Source organism: Corynebacterium sp. MSK071, assembly GCF_030232125.1.
Taxonomy (GTDB): Bacteria; Actinomycetota; Actinomycetes; order Mycobacteriales; family Mycobacteriaceae; genus Corynebacterium; species Corynebacterium kefirresidentii.
Map to the genome: position 1 here is coordinate 177,712 of NZ_JASPJA010000006.1, position 18,262 is coordinate 195,973.

Consider the following 18,262-nt stretch of genomic DNA (forward strand, 5'->3'; position numbering starts at 1 on the left):
GCCCCGGCAATCCAAATACTGTGGATTGCCGGGGCCCGGTGGAGAGATAGGGCTATGCGGCTACTGGGAATAGAAATTCGCCGACTTTGAGGCCAATCTCAACAATGGTTTTGGTTACTTCAATGCCTTTCTTAGCGTTATCGAGTCGCTTGGCAGCGATTTCTGCTTGTTGCAGCTTTTCTTCGGGGGTCTTTTCCTTCTTTTGGTGCTTGGCGTTCTCTGGCTGAGAGGAGTTGCCTTCTGTGGTGGTAGTTGTTGTTGCAGTGGTTTCTTTGGTGGGGGCTGCGTCGTCTGCCATTGCTGGTGCGATGGCGGTGGTGGTGGCGATGGCCAAGGTGGTCAGGCCGATGGTTGCTTTACGTAGCATTGTGTCTCCTTATCGGGGGGTGCTTTCAGGGTAGGTTTACCCAGTAAGAAGGGTAGTGCCTGTGCGGGGAAACTGCATTCTTTTGTGTCAGTCTGCACAAGTTTGAGGTGAATGGGGGAATAAAAAATTGCCTTGAGCACTAGTGTTGTGCCCGAGGCAATGGTGGAGTTGAAAGACGCGTGTTAGGCGAGCTTGCCGGCGATTACGATGATCTTTTCTACGACCTTCAGTGCGTCCTCGATTTTGCTGAAGTCAATGTTCTTGACGAACTTATCGACCTTAGCGTTGAAGTCTTCAGTCTTGCTGGAGAGCTGGTCGAGCTTTGCGTCGAAGTTCTTCTTGTGCTCTTCGTGCTTAGCGTCGAGGTCTTGCTTGTTTTCCTTGTGCTTGCTGGAGAGCTCCTCGAACTTGGCGTGGATGCCTTCTTTGTCGAGCTTGGAGGAAGCTGCGTCGTTTTGTTCAGGGGTGGCTTCGGTGGTGGCGACAGCGTCGGCAGAGGTAGTTTCAGAGGTGACGGTGTCGTCTGCCATTGCTGGTGCGATGGCGGTGGTGGTGGCGATGGCCAAGGTGGTCAGTCCGATGGTTGCCTTGCGTAGCATTGTGTCTCCTTGAGTCGTATGGGGGTGTTAAGCACGCAAAAAGGAATGCTAGCTTATTTTAAAGTAAAAGTCAGGTTTTGTGGTGGAATGCACAGGAACTGAAATGGGAGGGCTTGGTCGAAGCGTGTAGGCGCCCATGGATGGCCTCGGTGAACTCCTAAGTGTTTAGTGTTGACGCTTACATTAAATTCTTGGTATGAGGGTGGTAAGTCGGTTGTAGTAGTTCGCCTAGTTCTTTAATTTGATGTCGTGCTGAATAATGGTTGCGGGGTTAGCTTTAGTCGGCTAGTGTTTTCGACACCGGCTGGGGATGTACGTACTGGCCGGTTGAGAGTTCGATTCCGCTCTCCTGATCTTTTCTACGTTGGTTGTATTAATGTAGAAAAGTAGCTCATGTTGCGGCCGCTAAGTAGTGCTGGTACCCCTTGCACTCTTAGCGGCCTTTTACGTTTTACTAGGCTAACTTCCTCTGATTGTGGTGGGCCATACTTTACTTTGAATATCCTGCGTATGGATTTGTTTCCTGTGGTATGAAGTCAATTTCACAGAGAGAGATGTCGCTATTTTTAGTTAGTAATACTAGGCTTAGTGCTGTCGGTCAGAATTCTTACGCTGGCTGACTTTAGGGCACTCTTACCCTAAGTCCCGCCGCCTTCCTTCTGTACTTTAGCGGCGGGTCTAGGAAAGGCCGCTGGGGCTACGTAGTTCATCCTTGTAGAAAGGCATCCGGCGGCCTTTTCTGCTCTATCTGGGATAGTGGTAAAAGAGGAGGGGCATAGTTTGTGAAACTCATGGCCCCTCCTTTTGCTGCTAACTGCTTTTCACCATTAGTGCTGTGTACAGCTGTTGCCATGATTTCAAAATATTGACGGTCACTCCTAACTCTGCTGCGATGGCGGCTGGGTGTGGTCCGTAGATTGCTTCTGCTGTGGCGTATTCGGTGGGGTTGATGAGGAGTCGGGCTGCGAAGCGGTCTGCGCGGATTTCATGGGCGCCGTGGTGGCCGGGAGGGTCACCATAATGCGCGTGGCCTAGCTCGTGGGCGAGGGAGCATAGGGTGCGCATCGTCCATGCCGAGGCGGAGCGTGATGGTGTTTCTGCGGGGTATCCATGCTGCTTTCGGCCCACCACGATGCCACCGGATTCGGTAGCCGCAGGCTTGCGCCACATCGATACGGGCGTCAAGCATTGGCGTGTTAAAGGTTGTTTGTTTATGCGTAGACGAGGTACTGTCTGACTTAGAGACACTGACTCGTGATGGATCAGGCTGGGTTCCCGAATGGGAGTAAGACATTAGGTCGAGAATTCCTTTGCCCCTGGGGTCAGTGTCGATTATTTTTTGATGACTTCTGTTAGGTGTCTTTTGTGCTGTCTGTCCTCTCGTGTTGGCCCGCTTTAGGAATTTTCTTTTAGGAATCGGCATCTTTGCTGTAGGAGTTCGGCGTAGTTGTAGATGTCTTCGATTTCGTCTAGATCGAAGTAGTTTTGGTCTCGCTCTGTATCGAAGATGCCGATTCGAGGTGTTCTGCGGTCGAAGTAGAGCCGGGCGATTGGGTTCCGGTTGTTGTCTTGGTAGAGGATTGCGCAGTAGCTTTTCGCGTCGCGAAGCGTCACATCATTTACCGGAACTTCGGCGCAACAGATAGCTCTAATGATAGAGAATGCTTGAAGTTCTTCTTCGGTGGTGATGATTCCATCGGAATCAGGTTCTGGTTCCTCGTCCTCTTGTGTTTCAATTACGCTTTGATAGCTCGGCGTTGAAGCTTCGTCGAAGTCCTGCGCAGAACGTAGCCGCCTATTGGCTTCATCTTTTAGGAATTGTGATTGGGCGGTTTCAACGAGCTGAGTAAATATTTGTAGGTTTTGTGTGGTCATTCTGCGAGACGTGACCCTGCTTGCTATCAGCTTTACCCAATCGGAATCCGGTTCCTTGAATTGGGACGATAGTACTTTTCGTATTTCGGAGATGTACTTCAGCTGTTCTGCGGAAGCTGCTATTGTTTCCGAGTCAAAGCGAGACTTTGTGCACATCTCTAGATGGGGGGAAGATACGGGCATCCACGTTTGCGAGGTCCAGCGTCATGAATGGCTTTTCGTCCATGCGGTTTGCTGCGTCTATTTGCGCATAGAATTCGTAGACTTCCCCGTTGGTGAGGATGGCGAATTCGGTGTCCGTGACGTTGAAATAGCGGACTAGTTGGTTGGCATGCCCGAGGTTGAGTGGTTCGCCTATTTTCTTGCACTCAATGAGGAATCGGAAGTCGTCTCCCGATTTGATGGCGAAGTCAACTTTTTCTCCCTTTTTAACTCCCACGTCTGCGGTGTATTCGGGGATTACTTCACGGGGGTCTGTGACGTCGTATCCCAACACTGTGCTGATGAAGGGGATGATAAGTGCAGTCTTAGTTGCTTCTTCGGTGTTAATTATGGGCTTGAGCTCTTGCACTTTGCTCGATAGGGATTGTACGGCTTGGTCGATGCTCATGGTTTCCTTCGGGGTTAAAGGTTTGCGTAGGTGAGGGAGTTTAACTTCCCACTTTGGAATAATTCCATCCATATTTTTAGCAGATGGTGGGTGACTTCGAGGTCGTCGGCTATGGCTGGTAGGCAGTCTTGGTGCCATATGGCGGAGGCTTCGAAGTCGGCTGGATTGATGAGTAGGTGGGCGGCGTATTCGTCGGCTCGTTGTTCTTGTCGTTGGTCATAGTGGCCGTTGCCGGTTGGGGTGTCACCGTAGTGTGCGTGGCCGAGTTCGTGGGCGAGGACGCTTTTGTATTGGCTGATGGATTGACCGCGTCGAGTGCTGATTATCCGTCGGTGGTGGTCGTACCAGCCGGGGCGCCCGCCCGAGTGGCGCTGTAGCTGCACGCCCATGCTTTCCGCGAGGAGGTGCAGCTCTACCGCGCTAATCGTCATCCGCATCATTCCTTTCCGCGTCTTCGTCCGGGCCGCTATAAGCAACCGCACTCAACGGCATTGAATCATCATCATCGGACACGGGGGCACCCGCACGACGAGAAGCCAGCTCGTCTATCTCATTAGCGCGGGTAGCGGGGTTGAGACGACGTGCCAGTTCGATGGCTAGTTCCCCGTCCTCAGTGGTGTCCAATAGTTTGCCGTTGTTGTCTAGGTGGCTCATGGCTTCGGCTTCGGTGACGTGTCCGAGGTCTACTAGCGCGTCGATGGGGTTTACGTGCAGTCCTCGGCTGACCTTGATTATTTCGTCAGCGGTGAGTCCGTCTTGGGTGAGGCGGCGAGTCACGGTCGGGCGTGATGCTCCGATGAGTTTGCCAATTGTTTCTGCTGTTACGCGTTGTCCTGTTGCGGACTTATACCAGTCCCGGTAATCAATCATGTCTACATCTTAGTGCGTCAATTTTGGCGCACGCAACCCATTCCTGCCTTTACGAACGCTAAATGAGTGCCCCCATAGTGAATCACATTATTGACATTATGCGGACAGTGGTTCAATATTAAATCAACCGAGTGAAAGGAGGAAACAAAATGGCTCAGTTCTTAATCAGTCTGGACGAAGTGGAACGCGTTAAAAAAATAAACCGAATCGGTTCAACAGTCGAACTAGCACAACGCACCAACGTGTCCCGCTCAACCTGGGGACGCGCACTAAGCACACGAACACCCAAACCAGACGTGCTTCAAGCACTCGCGGCCCTCGGCGCTAGGCCAGAACGCATCCTCATAGCCGACGACCTAGAAGCACTCACCGCATAGAAAAGGCCCGGTGCTGGAACACCAAGCCTAAGGAAAATACCACTCACAAAGGACAGTATCACAATGGACAACCAACTGGTTCATGCCAACAATGATGGAACCCTAACCACCACCTCGGAGATTATCGCCAGCGGCGTTGGGATTCAGCACAAGAACGTACTGGAAACGATTCGTAAGAACCTAGCAGACTTCGAAGAGTTTGGAAGGGTCGCGTTTGAAACGCGAACCCGCCAAACCGCAGGCGGAGCGCAAAAGACCAACATTGCGGTCCTGAATCGTGAGCAAGCGATGTTCGCAATGACCCTGTTCCGCAATACGCCGATAGTGGTTGATTTCAAGAAGAACCTCATTAAGGCCTTTGTGGCTATGGAAAATCAACTGGTACAGGCCGAGCACCAGATTAACGCTTTGATGCGTGAGTCTCAGATGCGGATGGAGTTGTGTCAGGCGGCGAAGGGTTTGATTCATCCTGACCATTTGGAGGCGAAGGCGAGGATTGTACTCGCTCGTGGTTTGGGTGAGGTGCCGGAGTTGGACCCGGAGACTCGGCCCTTGTACACGGCGGATTTTTTGAAGTCGAAGAACCTGTCCAACAAGAAGATGAAGTCCGTGGCGCTGATGTTCGGTAAGCGCATGAAGGCACTGTACACGCTGGAAAAGGGACGCGAACCAGAAAAGTATGACCTTACCCTGCCTAACGGTCAGGTGCGCCAGGTTAACGGCTACACCGAGGCCGACCGGGAGCTGATGCAGCAGGTGTGGGATGAGTACTACGCCTAGCGCATATGTAAAAGCCACGTGTGTGGGCGGTATTGGTCGAATGCGTTTAGAGGAGTGTTGTTGATGTTTACCAGTCTATGGTCTTGGCTGCGGGGCCGTGGGGCCAGCCGGGGAAGTTCTGTTGGTCGGTTGGGGAATTATGAATTGCCTTCCACTTTCCGAGTGGCGAGTGCCGGCGCCGATGGAGGTGTTCGAATGGACGCCATCGCCATTGTTGAGCCTCTTGAGCCAGGTTCATCCGGAGTGCTTGATACCGAATCTTGTTTTTCAGAATGGCAGGATGTGGAGTCTGCCATGCGACATGTAGGTGTACTTTATCCAGGTCGCTACACGGTATTTTTAGAACCTTCGGGCCGAATTTTTCTCCAGGCTGAAGCTGAGTCTCGGGGTAGAGGTCCCAGTGTTCGCCATTGTCTCAGAGGAGGGACATCTTGACTCCGTAGAGGGGTTGGAAGCCCTGGTAGTGGAGTTGTATTTCGATTTCGTCAATGGGCTCTTTCATTCCTGAGGCGATGGTGGGGGTTCCGTAGTTGCTGAAGCCCATTGCTATTTGGTGTGCGCCGTCGTATTGGCGGGCGTGTTGGAATTGTTTGATTCCTAGTAGTAGTGCGGCAAGTCCGGTTATTGCGCTTATGAGTGCAGTTATTGCCATGAGTTTATTTTAGCCCGACTCAGCAGGCGCTGAAATATCGTCACTTTTCGTCACATCGAGGGTGTATCAGTACCCGTTAATAACGTCACGGGACTTTAAGCGCTAGGTAGTCCGCCCGGGGAGCGTGGCCCCGGTAGCGCACAGGGTCGAAAGACCCGAGCTGTACAGAGAACTGAATTAGTGAATTGTCCTGATAGAAGATACTGGGCCAAGAACCACGTTGACGTGTCCGTGAAGCATTGGCCAAGCCGACAGGCAGGAACCCCGCCGTAAGCGGGAGGGAACCACCAAGGACGTAAAACACTAGGCCGTGAATGAGCTACTCCCCGGGTGCAAGTCCTGGGCGCGGCACTGGCCTCACACACCGTGAGGCGGATAGTTGATTGTGGAGGGGAGGTGTTTCGGTATGGTTGCTCCGATTATTATTTCGGCGTGTGCCTTGATTTCTGCGGGGTGCGCTATCTATGTCAACCACATCAATCGGCATTAGCAATTGCTGCTTTTTGCTGCTGTTTACCTTCGCTGTCTGTCCACTGTAGGACGTATTTTCCCTGGAAGCCAAGGAGTACTTCGATGACGTCTCCGTGGTCGAGGGCGGCGGCGGTTTCAGCGCTCATGGTGGCTGCTTGGTCGTCTCTGGTTGGGTTGATGCTGACGTTGGTGATGATTTCACCGGTTTCGTTGGCGATGGCGTAGTTCTTTTTGCTCTCGTGGTGCAGGGTGACGTTTCGTCAGTTCGCTGCGGCGAGTTTCTGCGTGTATGCGGAGATTGCTGCTTGTGCTTCGGCGATTTTTCGTTGTTCTGCTGCGGCTTGTTCGGCGCTGCGGGCGGCTCGGTCGGAGCTTTCTGCGGCTTCGGCTTGTGCAGTCTCTGCTGATTTGCGTGATTTTGATGCGTCTATTGCTTGCCAGAGTGCGATGCCGGCGGAGACTGCGGCGATGAGTGTGGAGATTATTTCGAACGCGTTCATGCTTTCACATTTTATCTGGCCTCTTCAGGTGGCCTGAAGGGGCGTACTAGCGCAGAGGAGTAACTATTCACATTTTTCTTGTACCTACTACAGGGGCTAAAGAAATTTGTGCTTACAAAAGACCACCGGGGTGCAACTCCCCGGCTGCGCACTAGGGGTTGTTAAGGGCGGGTTGGACACTGACCGCTTCAAGGGCAGTATCCCAGGATTTGGCGGCTTCCGGCACTTGCCGCTGCTGCGCTCTGCTGCACCTGCATCCCCGTTTATTTTTCGGAAGTTTTCATGGGTGAAGGCCCCTGCATGAACTGAGAAGTGCAGGGGCCTTACCCGTGATTCAATCTCTTCTTTCCAGAAAGGGCGTTATGGATTGTATCAGGAAATGGTTTACCGCGAAGGAAGCTGCTGAGTATATGGGTATGCATCCGGAGACGGTGTATCGATTTTTGCAGCGTAAAGAATTGCGTTCGGTGAAGGCCGGGCGTACGTATCGCGTCAAGTCTGAGTGGTGTGATGCTTTTTTGATGGGGGAGAACCAATGGGTTTTATAAAACGCATGTTCCAAGGAACTAATCGAACTTTTGTCATGATTTGGAGGTAGATGATGCGTCAGATTACGGCTTCTGAGGCGAAGGCTTATATGAGGGATATTGAGGCTCGGCTGAAGACGATTTACAACCTTGCTCATCTTCCTGAGAAGACTCGTCGTCAAATTCTCACGCTTGCTAGTGGTGCCAATAGTGTGGCCGGCCAGATTTCTGCTTATGAGAGGAGGTTTTGTCATGTGCGTAAGTAATCGCTCGGAGCGCTGGGAGCCGACGTATAAGGAGTTGGCGTATTGGCAGGATGTTGCCGCTAAGCGGGTTCGCCTGTGTTGGGCTACTGGCGTGTTTGGCGGCATGGTTGGATTTGTTTTCCATTGGGTTATTTCGGTGCCGCCAGTATGGATGTAGGAATCACGTTAGAACAGGCATACCAGAAGTTTCACCCTGTCCTCTATAAGGGGGAGTGGGTGGTGAACCTTGGGGATGCGCCGCGTAGGTATCAGACGGTGAGGGCAGCGAGGGAGTATATCAAGCGCTGCTATGAGCAGCGGGACCGCTGCCTTTATGCGAACTGCCTACTTGAGGGTGAGGACATTCCTGGTGTAGGGGTTGGGTTCCGGTTCTGTGAGCGCCATGCGAGGAATGCGAAGAAAGTTCTGCGTGAGTCGAATAAGGGCACCACGATTTTTAAGAGGAAGAACTAAATTGAGGACATTCAAACCAGAGAATAATGATGAGTGGTTCGAGTTCCGCCGTCAGCACCTCACCTCAACGGAGCTAAGGGACCTGCATTTAAGCAGGACTGCTAGACAGTGGCAGGAGCTGCGCGAGCAGAAAGAAACAGGGAAGCGGTGGGGCGGTAATGACTACACGGTTTGGGGCACTGCCCGCGAACCCGTGCTGGCGCCGCTTGTGGTGGAGGTTGATTCGCGTCTTGTGTACAACGCGGACCCGCAAACCATCATCATCAACAAAGATGATGAGCGCCTGTGTGGCACCCCAGACCTTTTCAGTGAGGACGGGGAGGTCATTGGTGAGATTAAAACCGCTAAACACCCGTTCACTGGTGGGTATTGGCATGATTGGTGCCCCGACGGGTACTACCTGCAGGTGCAGGCAAACATGTGGCATGCGGGCGCCGAGGCGTGCGTGCTGCTAGTGGAGTACTACCAGGAGCAGGACGGCGAGTTCACCCCGGACGGGTACGAATATCAGGTAATCCACTATGACCCCAAGGTGGTGGAGGGCATGCAACGCACCGCCGCCGAGTGGTTCGCTTGGCTGGAAGGCACTACCCCGGATTGGATGGGTGAGGTCACCAGCCTAGAAGACGCCGACGAGGTAGAAGGCCTCGTAGCGCAACTAGCGGACGCGGAAGAAAAATCCGCCAGCTGGTCTGACCTAGCCAAGACCTACAAGAAAGACCTTTTGAAACTACTCGGTGATTCCTACGCGGGTACGCACGCCGGCTACAAGGTGAGTGTGTCCACCACCAAGGATTCTAAGACATTCGACTCTAAGGCGTTTAAGACCGCCCACCCGGACCTCTACGCCGAGTTCAACACCAAAACCCGCCGAGGCTCCACACGCCTCCGACTCACAAAGGTCGTCAACTAATGAGCATCTACACCACAGAACCAAGCAAGGGGGCAAAGAACCGCGCCCTAAACAGAGCACAATGCGAAGCCTTCGACTGGATGCGCGACCACGGAGACACGTTCCCAGAAATGCGTGACCTCTACCAACAAATCCACGACCAAGCAGACAAGGAGCGCCAGAAACTATGACTCCAATTCCGAGTGATATGCCGCGGCGACGACTCGAAGTCGCACGCACCGTGACAGAAGCAAACTATGCGGCGCTGACTGCTTTTGCCGACCAGGCACATTACCTCATGGAGTGCTTCACCGCCCGCGGCCACGATGAGGAAACCGCCCTCACACTCACAGAAATCACCCTCGACCGATTCGACGACGAAAGGAACATCTAACAGTGAATAATCAACTTGATACTGTCAACGATTCTATGCCTGAGCTCAGTGATAATGGACTTAGCGGTCTCATGCGCCAGGCTGAAGCTATGGATGCCGCACATAAATTGGCGACTGTCCTATGTAATACCCAGATGGTGCCACAGACTTTTCGCGGTAAGCCTGATGATGGTGCTGCCGCAATCCTTTATGGTGCCGAGCTTGGGCTGAAGCCTCAACAGGCTTTGCAGCAAGTATTCGTCATTCATGGGCAGCCAGCTATTTACGCTCGAACTATGGTGGCTTTGCTTAAGGGCAAGGGCTATAAGTTCAAGACAGTGGAATCCAGTGATGAGTCTGTAACGGTGCGTGGCGTGGCGCCGAGTGGGGAGCAGGAGTCGTCCACGTGGACTATCGACCGTGCTAAGAAGGCAGGCTATACCTCTAATAAGAGATATCAAACCGACCCGCAGGCCATGTTGTACGCCAAGGCCGCTTCGGAAGTGTCTCGCCGCCTTGCCCCTAACGTTCTTCTGGGCATTAAGTACGCTGCCGAGGACCTGGAATTGGAGCCGGTAAAGATGAACGCTACTCGTCAGGATGTAGCTGCTCAAGCAGTCTCCGCGCCGGCACCAAAGATGCGGCAGGAGCCCGAGCAGGAACCGGAAGATGACCAGTTCGTGCGGGATGTAAAAGCCGCACTCGCAGAGCTGACTAGTGCTGAGGCAGTCACCGACTTCATGAACGAAATCCGCGAAGAAAGTGATGTGCCCCAAAAAGTAATCAACCTTGGCCGCGACCGCTGGAACGAACTGCAGGAGAACAAATAAATGATTGACCTCATTACACTCACCGGCGGACTCCCACGCGACGCAGAACTACGATTCACCCCGCAGGGCGCCGCGGTGGCTAACTTCACCCTAGCTAGCTCAGACAATAGGTTTGACCAGGAGCAGAACCAGTGGGTAAAGACTCGCAGCATGTACCTAGATGTAACCATCTGGAACGAGCAAGGCAATAAGCAGAATCCCACCCCGTGGGCTGAGATGGCCGCTGATTTGAAAAAGGGTGACCAGGTTGCGGTTACTGGCAAGCTTGTGACTCGCTCGTGGGAAACCAAGGACGGTGAAAAGCGCAGCAAGGTCGAGTTCCGTGCTACGCGCTTTTACAAGCTTCCTACCGCGCCGCAGCAGCAGCCCAGCCAGGCGCAGCAGTCGTGGGATAACGCCGCGCAGAATGGACAAACCGCTGCTAGCGGGGCGTGGTCGACCCCGCCGGCACAATCGGGACAGCAGAATCAGGAGCCACCATTTTAAATGGGGTATGTAAAGATTCAAGCCGCCGAACTTCCCGAATACAAGGGCAAAAGGGTGGTTCTTTTCCCCTCTACCTTTGACCCAGAGAAGATTGCCGACCGCATCACCTACGCCGCCGAATACGACGGCACAGTTCACGGGGCCACCAGAGACGGACGCTTCACTCTCAAAGCAACCTCCACCGTCCTCGTCGACCCCACCACATAACCCCGTTTTGTTCAGGACCTCAATAGTCCACAGGCGGGGTCTATTTCTAACCCCAACGGACTTTATCCATGACTGACCCTGACCACCGTGCCCGCCAGGACATGCGCGCCTACTTGGAATCCCAAGACGTGTACTGCGCTAGGCCGGACTTCCTCGATGCATTAATCCAGTTATTCCAATCCATAGAAAAGGAGGTACAAGACGATGACTTGGTTCAAGGTTGACGATGGCTTCTACGACCATCCGAAGTTTCTTGACGTGCCTAACGCTGCTATCGGTTTGTGGACTAAATCGGGCGCATGGTGCGGCAAACATCTAACCGACGGAGTCATCCCGGCAAGCCAAGTCAAACGATTTAAAGGCACGAAATCTCAAATAAATGCGCTCGTTTCTGCGGGCATTTGGGTTGAAGGTAGGTCCGAAAACGGTGCGAAAGTGTTCCGCTTTCACGACTGGAATGGGTGGCAACCCAGTCGCGAACAGAAGCTAAAAGAGCGCGAAGAAGCCGCCGAAAGGCAACGCAAATCGCGCTACCGAAAACGCCAAGAGCAGGGAGAACGCGAAAATGTCACGCGTGACTCACATGTGACAGGTCAACGTGACATCGCTGTGAGTCACAGAACGGTGTCACACCGCCCCGCCCCGACCCGACCCGGCCCGACCACAGAACCTAAAGGTTCTGTAGTAGAGACCACCACCGCAAAAGCGGATGGTGGCCCCAGCCCAGACACAACCACCAAACCCAAAAAGAATCACCCCCTCCCCAGAGGCTGGGAACCAAAACCGGAGACCGTCAACAAAATCCGCACAGAACGACCAGACCTCGACCTCGCCACCGAACACGAGAACTTCTGCGACTACTGGCACTCCATCACTGGAGCCAAGGCACGGAAAGCCGACTGGGACGCAACATGGCGAGTCTGGATGCGCCGACAAAAACAAAACACCACCGGCCAGCCTCAAAAATCCAAATCCCAGCGCTACATCGAACTAGGCGAACGCATGGCACGCGAACTCGAAGCCCAAGAAGCACAAAAACCACAACCCACCGGAACGAAACAACTCGAACCGCCCTTCTAGGAGACACCCATGCCACAAGCCGAAAACATGCGACTCGCATCCCAAATCATCGCCTACGGCTCCGCAGCAGCCCCCAACAAATTCCCCAAAGACGACCCCATCGTCCTCAACGTCTGGGCAGACGTCCTAGAAACCATCAACGTCCCCGAAGACGTATGGCCCGAAGCAATCCGCTACTGGGCAGCAACCACACACACCGACACCATGGCCGGCCCCTGGGACATCATCAACGCCGCTAAACAAGTCATCAAACAGTGGGAACGCAACGAATCAAAGAAATACATCCTCGAAGCCCACAGGTGGAAACACCGCGTAGCCCGCGCCAAACGCAACTACGGCGACCAGTTCACCCTCGACAAAGTCATCCCACCGCCACACTGGTCCGGCATCGACGAAACCCAAGACCCCGAAGGCCACGACGTGGTCGAAATAGCCCGCGCCGGATGGCACCGCGCCCAACAACAACCCCCAGAGGTGGAGATGCAACCTGAGGAGTTCTTCCAACGCCTCAAACGAGGAATCAACCCAAACCGCCTACCCGCCCCAGAAGAAGACACACAACCACCCCAAAACACCCCCTAGGAGCCCCACAGAGCTACAAACACAACGCCTGTGGGCAAACACCCCAGAAATACGAACCAGCGCCGCAGAAAGGCCACAAATGTCACGAAACAGAAACAGCGCCAAACAAGCCGGAGCACGCTTTGAACGCCTCATAAGCGACTTCCTCCGTGACAACCTCGACGACCGCATAGACAGGAAGGTCCGCACGGGAGCACGCGACACCGGGGACGTTGCCAACGTCCGAGACTCACACAACCGCCGCATCGTCATAGAAATCAAAAATTATGGCGGCAGAGTCCACCTAGCCGAGTGGACCAAAGAAGCCCACCAAGAAGCCGAAAATGATGACGCCCACGTAGGACTCGTAATAGCCAAACGACGCGGCACAACCAACCCCGAAAAACAATGGGCAATTATGGAAGTCGAAGACCTCATAAAACTACTAAAAGGACCAGGCGATGACGCCTAGTAAGTCCCGCCTAAAGCATTTTCAAATTGCACCAAAAACTGTAAAATTCATAGAAAGAAGAACAGAATCCCACTAATGCGCAAAGGAGCCAAAGGAGATGCCAGTCATTCCACGGCTCGAGACAGGTGAACCCCTCACCCCAGCAGCCGACGCAAACCAAGCAATCACCATTTCCTACACTGACGCTGCAGGAGTCGCTGACTTACCCATCGACCCAGAACAAATTGCACGAGTCTACGACGTTCAAGTCTACGAATACGACCTCCCCCGCGAACTCTCAGGCTACCTAGACTGGGACGACCAAGGCGCTTTCATCGTAGTTAACCAATGGCACGGACCCGAGCGGAAACGCTTTACCATAGCTCACGAGCTTGGTCACTATTACGACACTCTGCGCCGAAATCTTCCAAAGGAGAGGAGAGATAGAGGACCGCTTGCGTCAACCGGAACGGACATCGAAGAAATCTACGCCAACAGATTCGCAGCAGCACTGTTGATGCCCGCAGAGGCCGTAAAAAACAAGTTCGTACAAATCCAAGACGTCGGAATCCTGGCGCGTACCTTCAATGTGTCGAAAGACGCCATGGGAATCAGGCTTAATAGCCTCGGATTAGTGTAATGGACAGCTCCTCTGCAAAAGACCCAAGCCCACAACAACCTCAAATTTCCGAGGAAGAAAAGAACACCGAAGGCACACATGGCATAGATGAAACAAACTTTCCAACCAGCTTCAAAGAGCAGAACCCATCATGGATGCCAGGCTGGCTTTCTAAAGTCTTCGACCGGCGTCCTAAAAAGGATCACCGCCCAACGCGTGAAGAGCTAGAAAAAGACAGATACAAAGCTGACACCCGATATCGAACCATTTACGCCAAAACCCTTTTAACAATACTTATCGGACAGCTTGTAGTTGCACATATCTTTCTCTACGAAATTGCTAACGGCCCACATAAACCAGACGCTGAAGGTTTCTATTTATCCGACCAAGTCATAATCGCCTACCTAACCTCCATCGTCGTCGAGGTAATAGGTCTTGTTTACGGCATTGTTCGTGGAATTTATCTTTTGCCCGAACACAAATAAATAGACTACCCCCTCAACCCGCTACCAAAAGCGTAGCGGGTTTTCTCATATCTAAGGAGTTACCCAATGATTTACGCATGGCCCCACGATGATGCCAACGAACCCAACCCAGACGAAGAACCCGAATACGACCCCTGGCAAGACCACGCCTACGAACTCTGGGCAGACAAATAACCCTTACCCAACCACACGGAGCAACGATGACTAACCTCACCACCAACCACACGGAGAAAGAATAACCCTTGGAACAAGCCCACACGCAGTCAGAAGACAGGCACACACCACACACAACAAAAGCATGGCCCACCGCACGAACCATCTGTTACAAACTCCAACAACAAGGCCACAACGTAAGCCCAGAGCTACTGCGGAAATGGGTTGAGCGGGGAGCTATATACGCGAAAAAAGAACAGGGAAACGTTAATATCTATTCATTGAGTGAAGTTCTACAATAGGTAAAGAGAGTCCGTGAAACTTAACGAAGAACACCCGTTCTCAAAGGGCACCATAAACCGTATCGGAGAAGGGATTAGAGGTAGGAGGGAGCTCAATGAAGATGACTATCTTCAAGTAATGGCATGGTTCGATAAGTTAAATGAAACCGTTATTACAATTGCTTTAGAAGAGGTTGAGGAGTTCTCTCAAAGCGAGGATTTTCATGGCGAGACTTATCGAATTAAACCTCCAATCGAGTCCAGTCATCGGGTAAAAACTGATGACACCATAGCCGATAAGCTTGATCGGCTTAGTACAAAACTCAGCCGTGTCCAGGATTTGGCCGGGTGTCGTTTGGACCTTGACTGTTCTTTGGATTGTTTGTCAGAAATTTCTGACGTCTTGCAGGCCCGGTTTGAGACCGAAGGTGCAGCGGTAAAAGAAAGAAACTATTTAAAAGATTCCCAGTATGGATATCGTGCAATACATCTTCACTTGACTGCTCCTGCGGGGCGTGTTGAGCTTCAGTTAAGAACTAAGACGCAGGCAGCTTGGGCAAATTTAAATGAGGTGATCGGGGATAAATTTGGTCGAGTCCATCGGTACAGCGAACTTCCTGATGGTGCGCCAGAAATCTACAAGATGCTGGTAGATAAGGCGCAGGATATTGCAGAAGCGATACAGGAGCTCGAAGAAAAGAAAGCAAAATTATTTCGTCAGATAGACAGCGATATACGTAAGAAAGGGGTAGACTGCGGTCCATATCAAGATGTCAGGTTGGATATTGATAAACTTGACGACAAATTGGTTGTTCAACTGAAGCAATTGGCTGATTCAATTGGCTCTATTGGTGAAGAAGCTTAAGGCAAAGGAGTGGCAGTGACTTCCTATCTCATTGAATATCATAGGCCGTCAGGCGAAGTCTCTGTGACGTCGTATGTGGATGCTCAGGCAGCGTTAGAAGAGCGGATACATCGCTCGCGAATTCGCAGAAGCCGAGACACTGAAATTGTCACAGTCAGGGCGAACTCCATGGAATCTTTACGGAACACTCATGCACGATACTTTGCGCGGAGTGATGCCTGAATTTCTGTCACGCTGTGTGCTATAATCGTCGACGCGACGACACTATATGCCCTCAACACACGTTGGGGGCATTCGTCGCTTTCAAAAGCCTTGTTGCCTGACTCAACGACCACTAAAACGGCAAATTCAGTAACTGACCAATGAGATGCAGGCCACTGGTTCACGACCAGAACAAGGCACAAAACCGAACTCGACCACCAGAACCCATAAAGGACCCGCAAGAAGTCTGGCTCACAGCAAAACCCTCACCTACAGGTTGAGATAACAGGGGTATCAAATCACACCCGAACTACTGCGGAAATAGGCAGAAAGAGAAAAAATTCGAAAAGGACAATCAACGGAACTAACCGGTATTTGCTAAATGACGTGCAGAGATTGCTTTACAAAAAGCAGGAGTGAAGCAAAATCGAGAAATGCGACCATGACCCGCTGGTACCCAATGTCCGTGTCACAGACTATATTCAGACATACTTGAAGCAGAGGAGGTCCTAAAAATGTCACTTACAATCAGGCGCCACACACCGGAAGATTTGTACCGTCGCCACGATGAGCTTTCGAGACAACTTACTAGTGCATATTCCTCAGTTGAAGGCGCTCCGATCAGCCTCCGAGACCTTCGTGACTTGGCTTCAATGGGTTGCCTTTCGACGGAAGAACGTGAACTTTATGACGAACTTCGTCGCGTAGAAATGATGCTCGACATTGACAAGTAGCTCAGTCACGCAACGAGAATTCAGCGACAAATCAGCACAAGATTTCGCTTCCGAAGTGCTTGCAATATTGATGGCAGCGTTGCCGCTGCGGGAATCACAATTCAAGAAACACCTTGACGTAAATGACCAGTCTGGCGTTTACGTCATTTCGTTTCATGCACCGCTGCATTACGGTCGGGGGACCTCAAGCATTGAAGAATGCGAATGCCTCAGCACCTGTGATCTATATACCCTAGCTGTTACTTACAAGCTGCAAAGTGACCGAAGTGGGCAGTACCTGACTGTTAGACACAGTGATTATTCAATCCGCGTCCATACACAATCTGCAATCAAATTTGAATACGAGCGCAACAAGGAGCGGGTTCCAGCTGCCCATATTCACTTTTCGGGCATTGGGGGGCTGCTTAGCCCAGCCCTAATGAAAAATGGACGGACTAGTAAAACCGATAAACGGAAAGACGGAGACATAAGCCCACTCCATGTACCGGTAGGGGGCCATCGATTCCGGCCATCGCTTGAGGAATTCCTGTATTTCGTAATTCAGGAATGCGGGTTTCGAGGAAAGAACGGTTGGGAGGTAGCGCTGAAAGATTCTCGAGAAAAGTGGTTTGACATTCAACTCCAGGCATCTGTTCGAGATAACCCCGCCGTCGCGATGGATGCTTTAGAACGCTTAGGTTTCAAAGTGACCCCACCAGAAACTGGGTGTCCTCCTGCTCGGCGGCATTCCAGCTGGTGATTGTCACGCTGTGTGCTATAATCGTCGACGCGACGACACAATATGCCCTCAACACACGTTGGGGGCATTCGTCGCTTTAACCAAGCCTTGTAGCCACCTCACCCTGTAACTAACCATTAAGCATTGAAAGTTAGAACAGCTCTGAGCAACACCCGAGGCGCAGGCCACCAGCTCACGACTGGAACAAGGCACAACAATCAAATCCCTACTTCTTGGCCGGCAGCCCAGCCGCATGCAACGCCCCAGCAATCAACACCGGCTGAAACAACAGACGCACAAAGCGCTTAGTATCAGTATCCAACCCGAACCCATTATGCCGCTCCGCATATTGAGCAATATTCCCAGGGAAGATAGCGGTATAAAAAGCCGCCAACGCAACACCAAAATCAGCGCGACGGCGCCGCGACAGCAACAAACCTGCCCCTAACACAATCTCCGCTACACCGGACGCCACAACAACAGCATCCTTGGAACCAGGAAACCAATCAGGAACCTGAGCCTGAAACTCCTCACGCTGATGAGTCAAATGTGACACACCAGCAAACGACATAAACCCACCAAGAACACCAGCAGTAAAATACTCACTAAACTTACTCATACCTAAAACCTACTCCTCAAAATCACTCAGCAACGAAATAATTTCAGCCACGCCCAACACCTAGCTGTGTCTTAAACTCCGTGCCCCGACCAGCAAAAAACCACAGCAGAGGCCCAATGAGCGGATACGCAAGTGCTGCCAAAACCAACAAAAGCTTAACGCCCCAACCAAAACCAGACCGCACAATTGACACCACAGCGCAAAACCAAAAAACAAGCGGCACAACAACAAGCAAAATAGGTACGATGCCCCACCACGTATTGTTCGGGTCAGAACCGTGCTCTGAAGCGTCCTGGGTTGAGTTCCGCTTCTTTTACGGCCCTGTGTTGATGGGCTGGGTGAGATAGTACTCGGTTTCTA

At 52.2% G+C, this 18,262-nt stretch carries 25 protein-coding genes and 1 pseudogene; 16 read left to right on the top strand and 10 right to left on the bottom strand.

Annotated elements, in window-relative coordinates; genetic code table 11:
- Nucleotides 1–52: 52 nt before the first annotated feature.
- The 6 genes and pseudogenes from QP990_RS06885 to QP990_RS06910 all read right to left on the bottom strand — a co-directional run bounded on the left by QP990_RS06885 (nucleotide 53) and on the right by QP990_RS06910 (nucleotide 4,321).
- Nucleotides 53–367, bottom strand: a complete 315-nt coding sequence (locus QP990_RS06885; RefSeq protein WP_023021029.1) for a hypothetical protein — start codon at nucleotides 365–367, stop codon at nucleotides 53–55.
- 182 nt (nucleotides 368–549) lie between these two features.
- Nucleotides 550–966 (bottom strand): hypothetical protein, encoded by a 417-nt coding sequence (locus tag QP990_RS06890; RefSeq protein ID WP_023021030.1) that lies wholly within the window; start codon nucleotides 964–966, stop codon nucleotides 550–552.
- A gap of 810 nt (nucleotides 967–1,776) precedes the next feature.
- Nucleotides 1,777–2,151, bottom strand: coding sequence for an ImmA/IrrE family metallo-endopeptidase (locus tag QP990_RS06895; protein WP_324291890.1), 375 nt, complete (start codon nucleotides 2,149–2,151; stop codon nucleotides 1,777–1,779).
- 210 nt (nucleotides 2,152–2,361) lie between these two features.
- A pseudogene (locus tag QP990_RS06900) lies at nucleotides 2,362–3,451 on the bottom strand (type I restriction enzyme HsdR N-terminal domain-containing protein).
- A gap of 14 nt (nucleotides 3,452–3,465) precedes the next feature.
- Nucleotides 3,466–3,882, bottom strand: coding sequence for an ImmA/IrrE family metallo-endopeptidase (locus QP990_RS06905; protein ID WP_239208901.1), 417 nt, complete (start codon nucleotides 3,880–3,882; stop codon nucleotides 3,466–3,468).
- A complete protein-coding gene (locus tag QP990_RS06910; protein ID WP_239208903.1) occupies nucleotides 3,872–4,321 on the bottom strand; it encodes a helix-turn-helix domain-containing protein in 450 nt (149 codons plus the stop codon). Before QP990_RS06910 ends, QP990_RS06905 begins: the two co-directional genes overlap by 11 nt.
- A 440-nt stretch (nucleotides 4,322–4,761) precedes the next feature.
- Between QP990_RS06910 and QP990_RS06915 the strand changes: the two genes are divergently transcribed.
- Nucleotides 4,762–5,478, top strand: coding sequence for a Rha family transcriptional regulator (locus QP990_RS06915; protein ID WP_284798777.1), 717 nt, complete (start codon nucleotides 4,762–4,764; stop codon nucleotides 5,476–5,478).
- A gap of 415 nt (nucleotides 5,479–5,893) precedes the next feature.
- Here the strand turns inward: QP990_RS06915 and QP990_RS06920 are convergent, their stop codons facing one another.
- The 3 genes from QP990_RS06920 to QP990_RS06930 all read right to left on the bottom strand — a co-directional run bounded on the left by QP990_RS06920 (nucleotide 5,894) and on the right by QP990_RS06930 (nucleotide 7,101).
- Complete coding sequence (locus QP990_RS06920) at nucleotides 5,894–6,130, bottom strand: hypothetical protein (RefSeq protein WP_239208907.1); 237 nt, start codon at nucleotides 6,128–6,130, stop codon at nucleotides 5,894–5,896.
- A 476-nt stretch (nucleotides 6,131–6,606) separates the two neighbouring features.
- Entirely contained in the window at nucleotides 6,607–6,747 is a 141-nt protein-coding gene (locus QP990_RS06925; protein ID WP_239208909.1) for a hypothetical protein, read from the bottom strand.
- 114 nt (nucleotides 6,748–6,861) lie between these two features.
- Nucleotides 6,862–7,101, bottom strand: coding sequence for a hypothetical protein (locus QP990_RS06930; protein ID WP_239208911.1), 240 nt, complete (start codon nucleotides 7,099–7,101; stop codon nucleotides 6,862–6,864).
- 329 nt (nucleotides 7,102–7,430) lie between these two features.
- Between QP990_RS06930 and QP990_RS06935 the strand changes: the two genes are divergently transcribed.
- The 15 genes from QP990_RS06935 to QP990_RS07005 all read left to right on the top strand — a co-directional run bounded on the left by QP990_RS06935 (nucleotide 7,431) and on the right by QP990_RS07005 (nucleotide 15,630).
- Nucleotides 7,431–7,649, top strand: coding sequence for an excisionase family DNA-binding protein (locus QP990_RS06935; protein ID WP_239208913.1), 219 nt, complete (start codon nucleotides 7,431–7,433; stop codon nucleotides 7,647–7,649).
- Between the two features lie 231 nt (nucleotides 7,650–7,880).
- A complete protein-coding gene (locus tag QP990_RS06940) occupies nucleotides 7,881–8,051 on the top strand; it encodes a hypothetical protein (RefSeq protein WP_284798778.1) in 171 nt (56 codons plus the stop codon).
- A gap of 297 nt (nucleotides 8,052–8,348) precedes the next feature.
- Entirely contained in the window at nucleotides 8,349–9,260 is a 912-nt protein-coding gene (locus QP990_RS06945) for a YqaJ viral recombinase family protein (protein ID WP_284798779.1), read from the top strand.
- Nucleotides 9,260–9,430 (top strand): hypothetical protein, encoded by a 171-nt coding sequence (locus QP990_RS06950; RefSeq protein WP_023021043.1) that lies wholly within the window; start codon nucleotides 9,260–9,262, stop codon nucleotides 9,428–9,430. The genes QP990_RS06945 and QP990_RS06950 overlap by 1 nt, the downstream gene beginning before the upstream one ends.
- The gene (locus tag QP990_RS06955) at nucleotides 9,427–9,633 is read left to right on the top strand and encodes a hypothetical protein (protein WP_239208920.1); all 207 of its coding nucleotides are present in this window, start codon (nucleotides 9,427–9,429) and stop codon (nucleotides 9,631–9,633) included. Before QP990_RS06950 ends, QP990_RS06955 begins: the two co-directional genes overlap by 4 nt.
- Nucleotides 9,634–9,635: 2 nt before the next feature.
- Nucleotides 9,636–10,442, top strand: coding sequence for a hypothetical protein (locus QP990_RS06960; RefSeq protein WP_239208922.1), 807 nt, complete (start codon nucleotides 9,636–9,638; stop codon nucleotides 10,440–10,442).
- On the top strand, nucleotides 10,443–10,928 hold the full coding sequence (locus QP990_RS06965; protein WP_239208924.1) for a single-stranded DNA-binding protein: 486 nt from the start codon (nucleotides 10,443–10,445) through the stop codon (nucleotides 10,926–10,928). It abuts the gene before it with no gap.
- Entirely contained in the window at nucleotides 10,929–11,135 is a 207-nt protein-coding gene (locus QP990_RS06970; protein ID WP_239208926.1) for a hypothetical protein, read from the top strand.
- Between the two features lie 68 nt (nucleotides 11,136–11,203).
- Entirely contained in the window at nucleotides 11,204–11,359 is a 156-nt protein-coding gene (locus QP990_RS06975) for a hypothetical protein (RefSeq protein ID WP_023021048.1), read from the top strand.
- Entirely contained in the window at nucleotides 11,340–12,215 is an 876-nt protein-coding gene (locus tag QP990_RS06980) for a hypothetical protein (protein WP_239208928.1), read from the top strand. Before QP990_RS06975 ends, QP990_RS06980 begins: the two co-directional genes overlap by 20 nt.
- Nucleotides 12,216–12,224: 9 nt before the next feature.
- The gene (locus tag QP990_RS06985) at nucleotides 12,225–12,797 is read left to right on the top strand and encodes a hypothetical protein (protein WP_239208930.1); all 573 of its coding nucleotides are present in this window, start codon (nucleotides 12,225–12,227) and stop codon (nucleotides 12,795–12,797) included.
- 79 nt (nucleotides 12,798–12,876) lie between these two features.
- Nucleotides 12,877–13,248, top strand: a complete 372-nt coding sequence (locus QP990_RS06990; RefSeq protein WP_284798780.1) for a hypothetical protein — start codon at nucleotides 12,877–12,879, stop codon at nucleotides 13,246–13,248.
- 97 nt (nucleotides 13,249–13,345) lie between these two features.
- A complete protein-coding gene (locus QP990_RS06995; protein WP_239208933.1) occupies nucleotides 13,346–13,867 on the top strand; it encodes an ImmA/IrrE family metallo-endopeptidase in 522 nt (173 codons plus the stop codon).
- Nucleotides 13,867–14,331, top strand: coding sequence for a hypothetical protein (locus tag QP990_RS07000; protein ID WP_284798781.1), 465 nt, complete (start codon nucleotides 13,867–13,869; stop codon nucleotides 14,329–14,331). Before QP990_RS06995 ends, QP990_RS07000 begins: the two co-directional genes overlap by 1 nt.
- Before the next feature lie 468 nt (nucleotides 14,332–14,799).
- Nucleotides 14,800–15,630, top strand: a complete 831-nt coding sequence (locus tag QP990_RS07005) for a RelA/SpoT domain-containing protein (RefSeq protein ID WP_239208937.1) — start codon at nucleotides 14,800–14,802, stop codon at nucleotides 15,628–15,630.
- A gap of 1,879 nt (nucleotides 15,631–17,509) precedes the next feature.
- Here QP990_RS07005 and QP990_RS07010 read toward each other — a convergent pair.
- Entirely contained in the window at nucleotides 17,510–17,902 is a 393-nt protein-coding gene (locus QP990_RS07010; protein WP_023021060.1) for a hypothetical protein, read from the bottom strand.
- Between the last annotated feature and the right edge of the window lie 360 nt (nucleotides 17,903–18,262).

What these genes read in the sequence shown, in the direction of transcription:
- QP990_RS06885 (WP_023021029.1), bottom strand. Translation starts at nt 367, where the DNA reads ATGCTACGTAAAGCAACCATCGGCCTGACCACCTTGGCCATCGCCACC.
- QP990_RS06890 (WP_023021030.1), bottom strand. Translation starts at nt 966, where the DNA reads ATGCTACGCAAGGCAACCATCGGACTGACCACCTTGGCCATCGCCACC.
- QP990_RS06905 (WP_239208901.1), bottom strand. Translation starts at nt 3,882, where the DNA reads ATGACGATTAGCGCGGTAGAGCTGCACCTCCTCGCGGAAAGCATGGGC.
- QP990_RS06910 (WP_239208903.1), bottom strand. Translation starts at nt 4,321, where the DNA reads ATGATTGATTACCGGGACTGGTATAAGTCCGCAACAGGACAACGCGTA.
- QP990_RS06915 (WP_284798777.1), top strand. Translation starts at nt 4,762, where the DNA reads ATGGACAACCAACTGGTTCATGCCAACAATGATGGAACCCTAACCACC.
- QP990_RS06920 (WP_239208907.1), bottom strand. Translation starts at nt 6,130, where the DNA reads ATGGCAATAACTGCACTCATAAGCGCAATAACCGGACTTGCCGCACTA.
- QP990_RS06925 (WP_239208909.1), bottom strand. Translation starts at nt 6,747, where the DNA reads ATGAGCGCTGAAACCGCCGCCGCCCTCGACCACGGAGACGTCATCGAA.
- QP990_RS06930 (WP_239208911.1), bottom strand. Translation starts at nt 7,101, where the DNA reads ATGAACGCGTTCGAAATAATCTCCACACTCATCGCCGCAGTCTCCGCC.
- QP990_RS06940 (WP_284798778.1), top strand. Translation starts at nt 7,881, where the DNA reads ATGTGCGTAAGTAATCGCTCGGAGCGCTGGGAGCCGACGTATAAGGAG.
- QP990_RS06950 (WP_023021043.1), top strand. Translation starts at nt 9,260, where the DNA reads ATGAGCATCTACACCACAGAACCAAGCAAGGGGGCAAAGAACCGCGCC.
- QP990_RS06955 (WP_239208920.1), top strand. Translation starts at nt 9,427, where the DNA reads ATGACTCCAATTCCGAGTGATATGCCGCGGCGACGACTCGAAGTCGCA.
- QP990_RS06965 (WP_239208924.1), top strand. Translation starts at nt 10,443, where the DNA reads ATGATTGACCTCATTACACTCACCGGCGGACTCCCACGCGACGCAGAA.
- QP990_RS06970 (WP_239208926.1), top strand. Translation starts at nt 10,929, where the DNA reads ATGGGGTATGTAAAGATTCAAGCCGCCGAACTTCCCGAATACAAGGGC.
- QP990_RS06975 (WP_023021048.1), top strand. Translation starts at nt 11,204, where the DNA reads ATGACTGACCCTGACCACCGTGCCCGCCAGGACATGCGCGCCTACTTG.
- QP990_RS06980 (WP_239208928.1), top strand. Translation starts at nt 11,340, where the DNA reads ATGACTTGGTTCAAGGTTGACGATGGCTTCTACGACCATCCGAAGTTT.
- QP990_RS06985 (WP_239208930.1), top strand. Translation starts at nt 12,225, where the DNA reads ATGCCACAAGCCGAAAACATGCGACTCGCATCCCAAATCATCGCCTAC.
- QP990_RS06990 (WP_284798780.1), top strand. Translation starts at nt 12,877, where the DNA reads ATGTCACGAAACAGAAACAGCGCCAAACAAGCCGGAGCACGCTTTGAA.
- QP990_RS06995 (WP_239208933.1), top strand. Translation starts at nt 13,346, where the DNA reads ATGCCAGTCATTCCACGGCTCGAGACAGGTGAACCCCTCACCCCAGCA.
- QP990_RS07000 (WP_284798781.1), top strand. Translation starts at nt 13,867, where the DNA reads ATGGACAGCTCCTCTGCAAAAGACCCAAGCCCACAACAACCTCAAATT.
- QP990_RS07010 (WP_023021060.1), bottom strand. Translation starts at nt 17,902, where the DNA reads ATGAGTAAGTTTAGTGAGTATTTTACTGCTGGTGTTCTTGGTGGGTTT.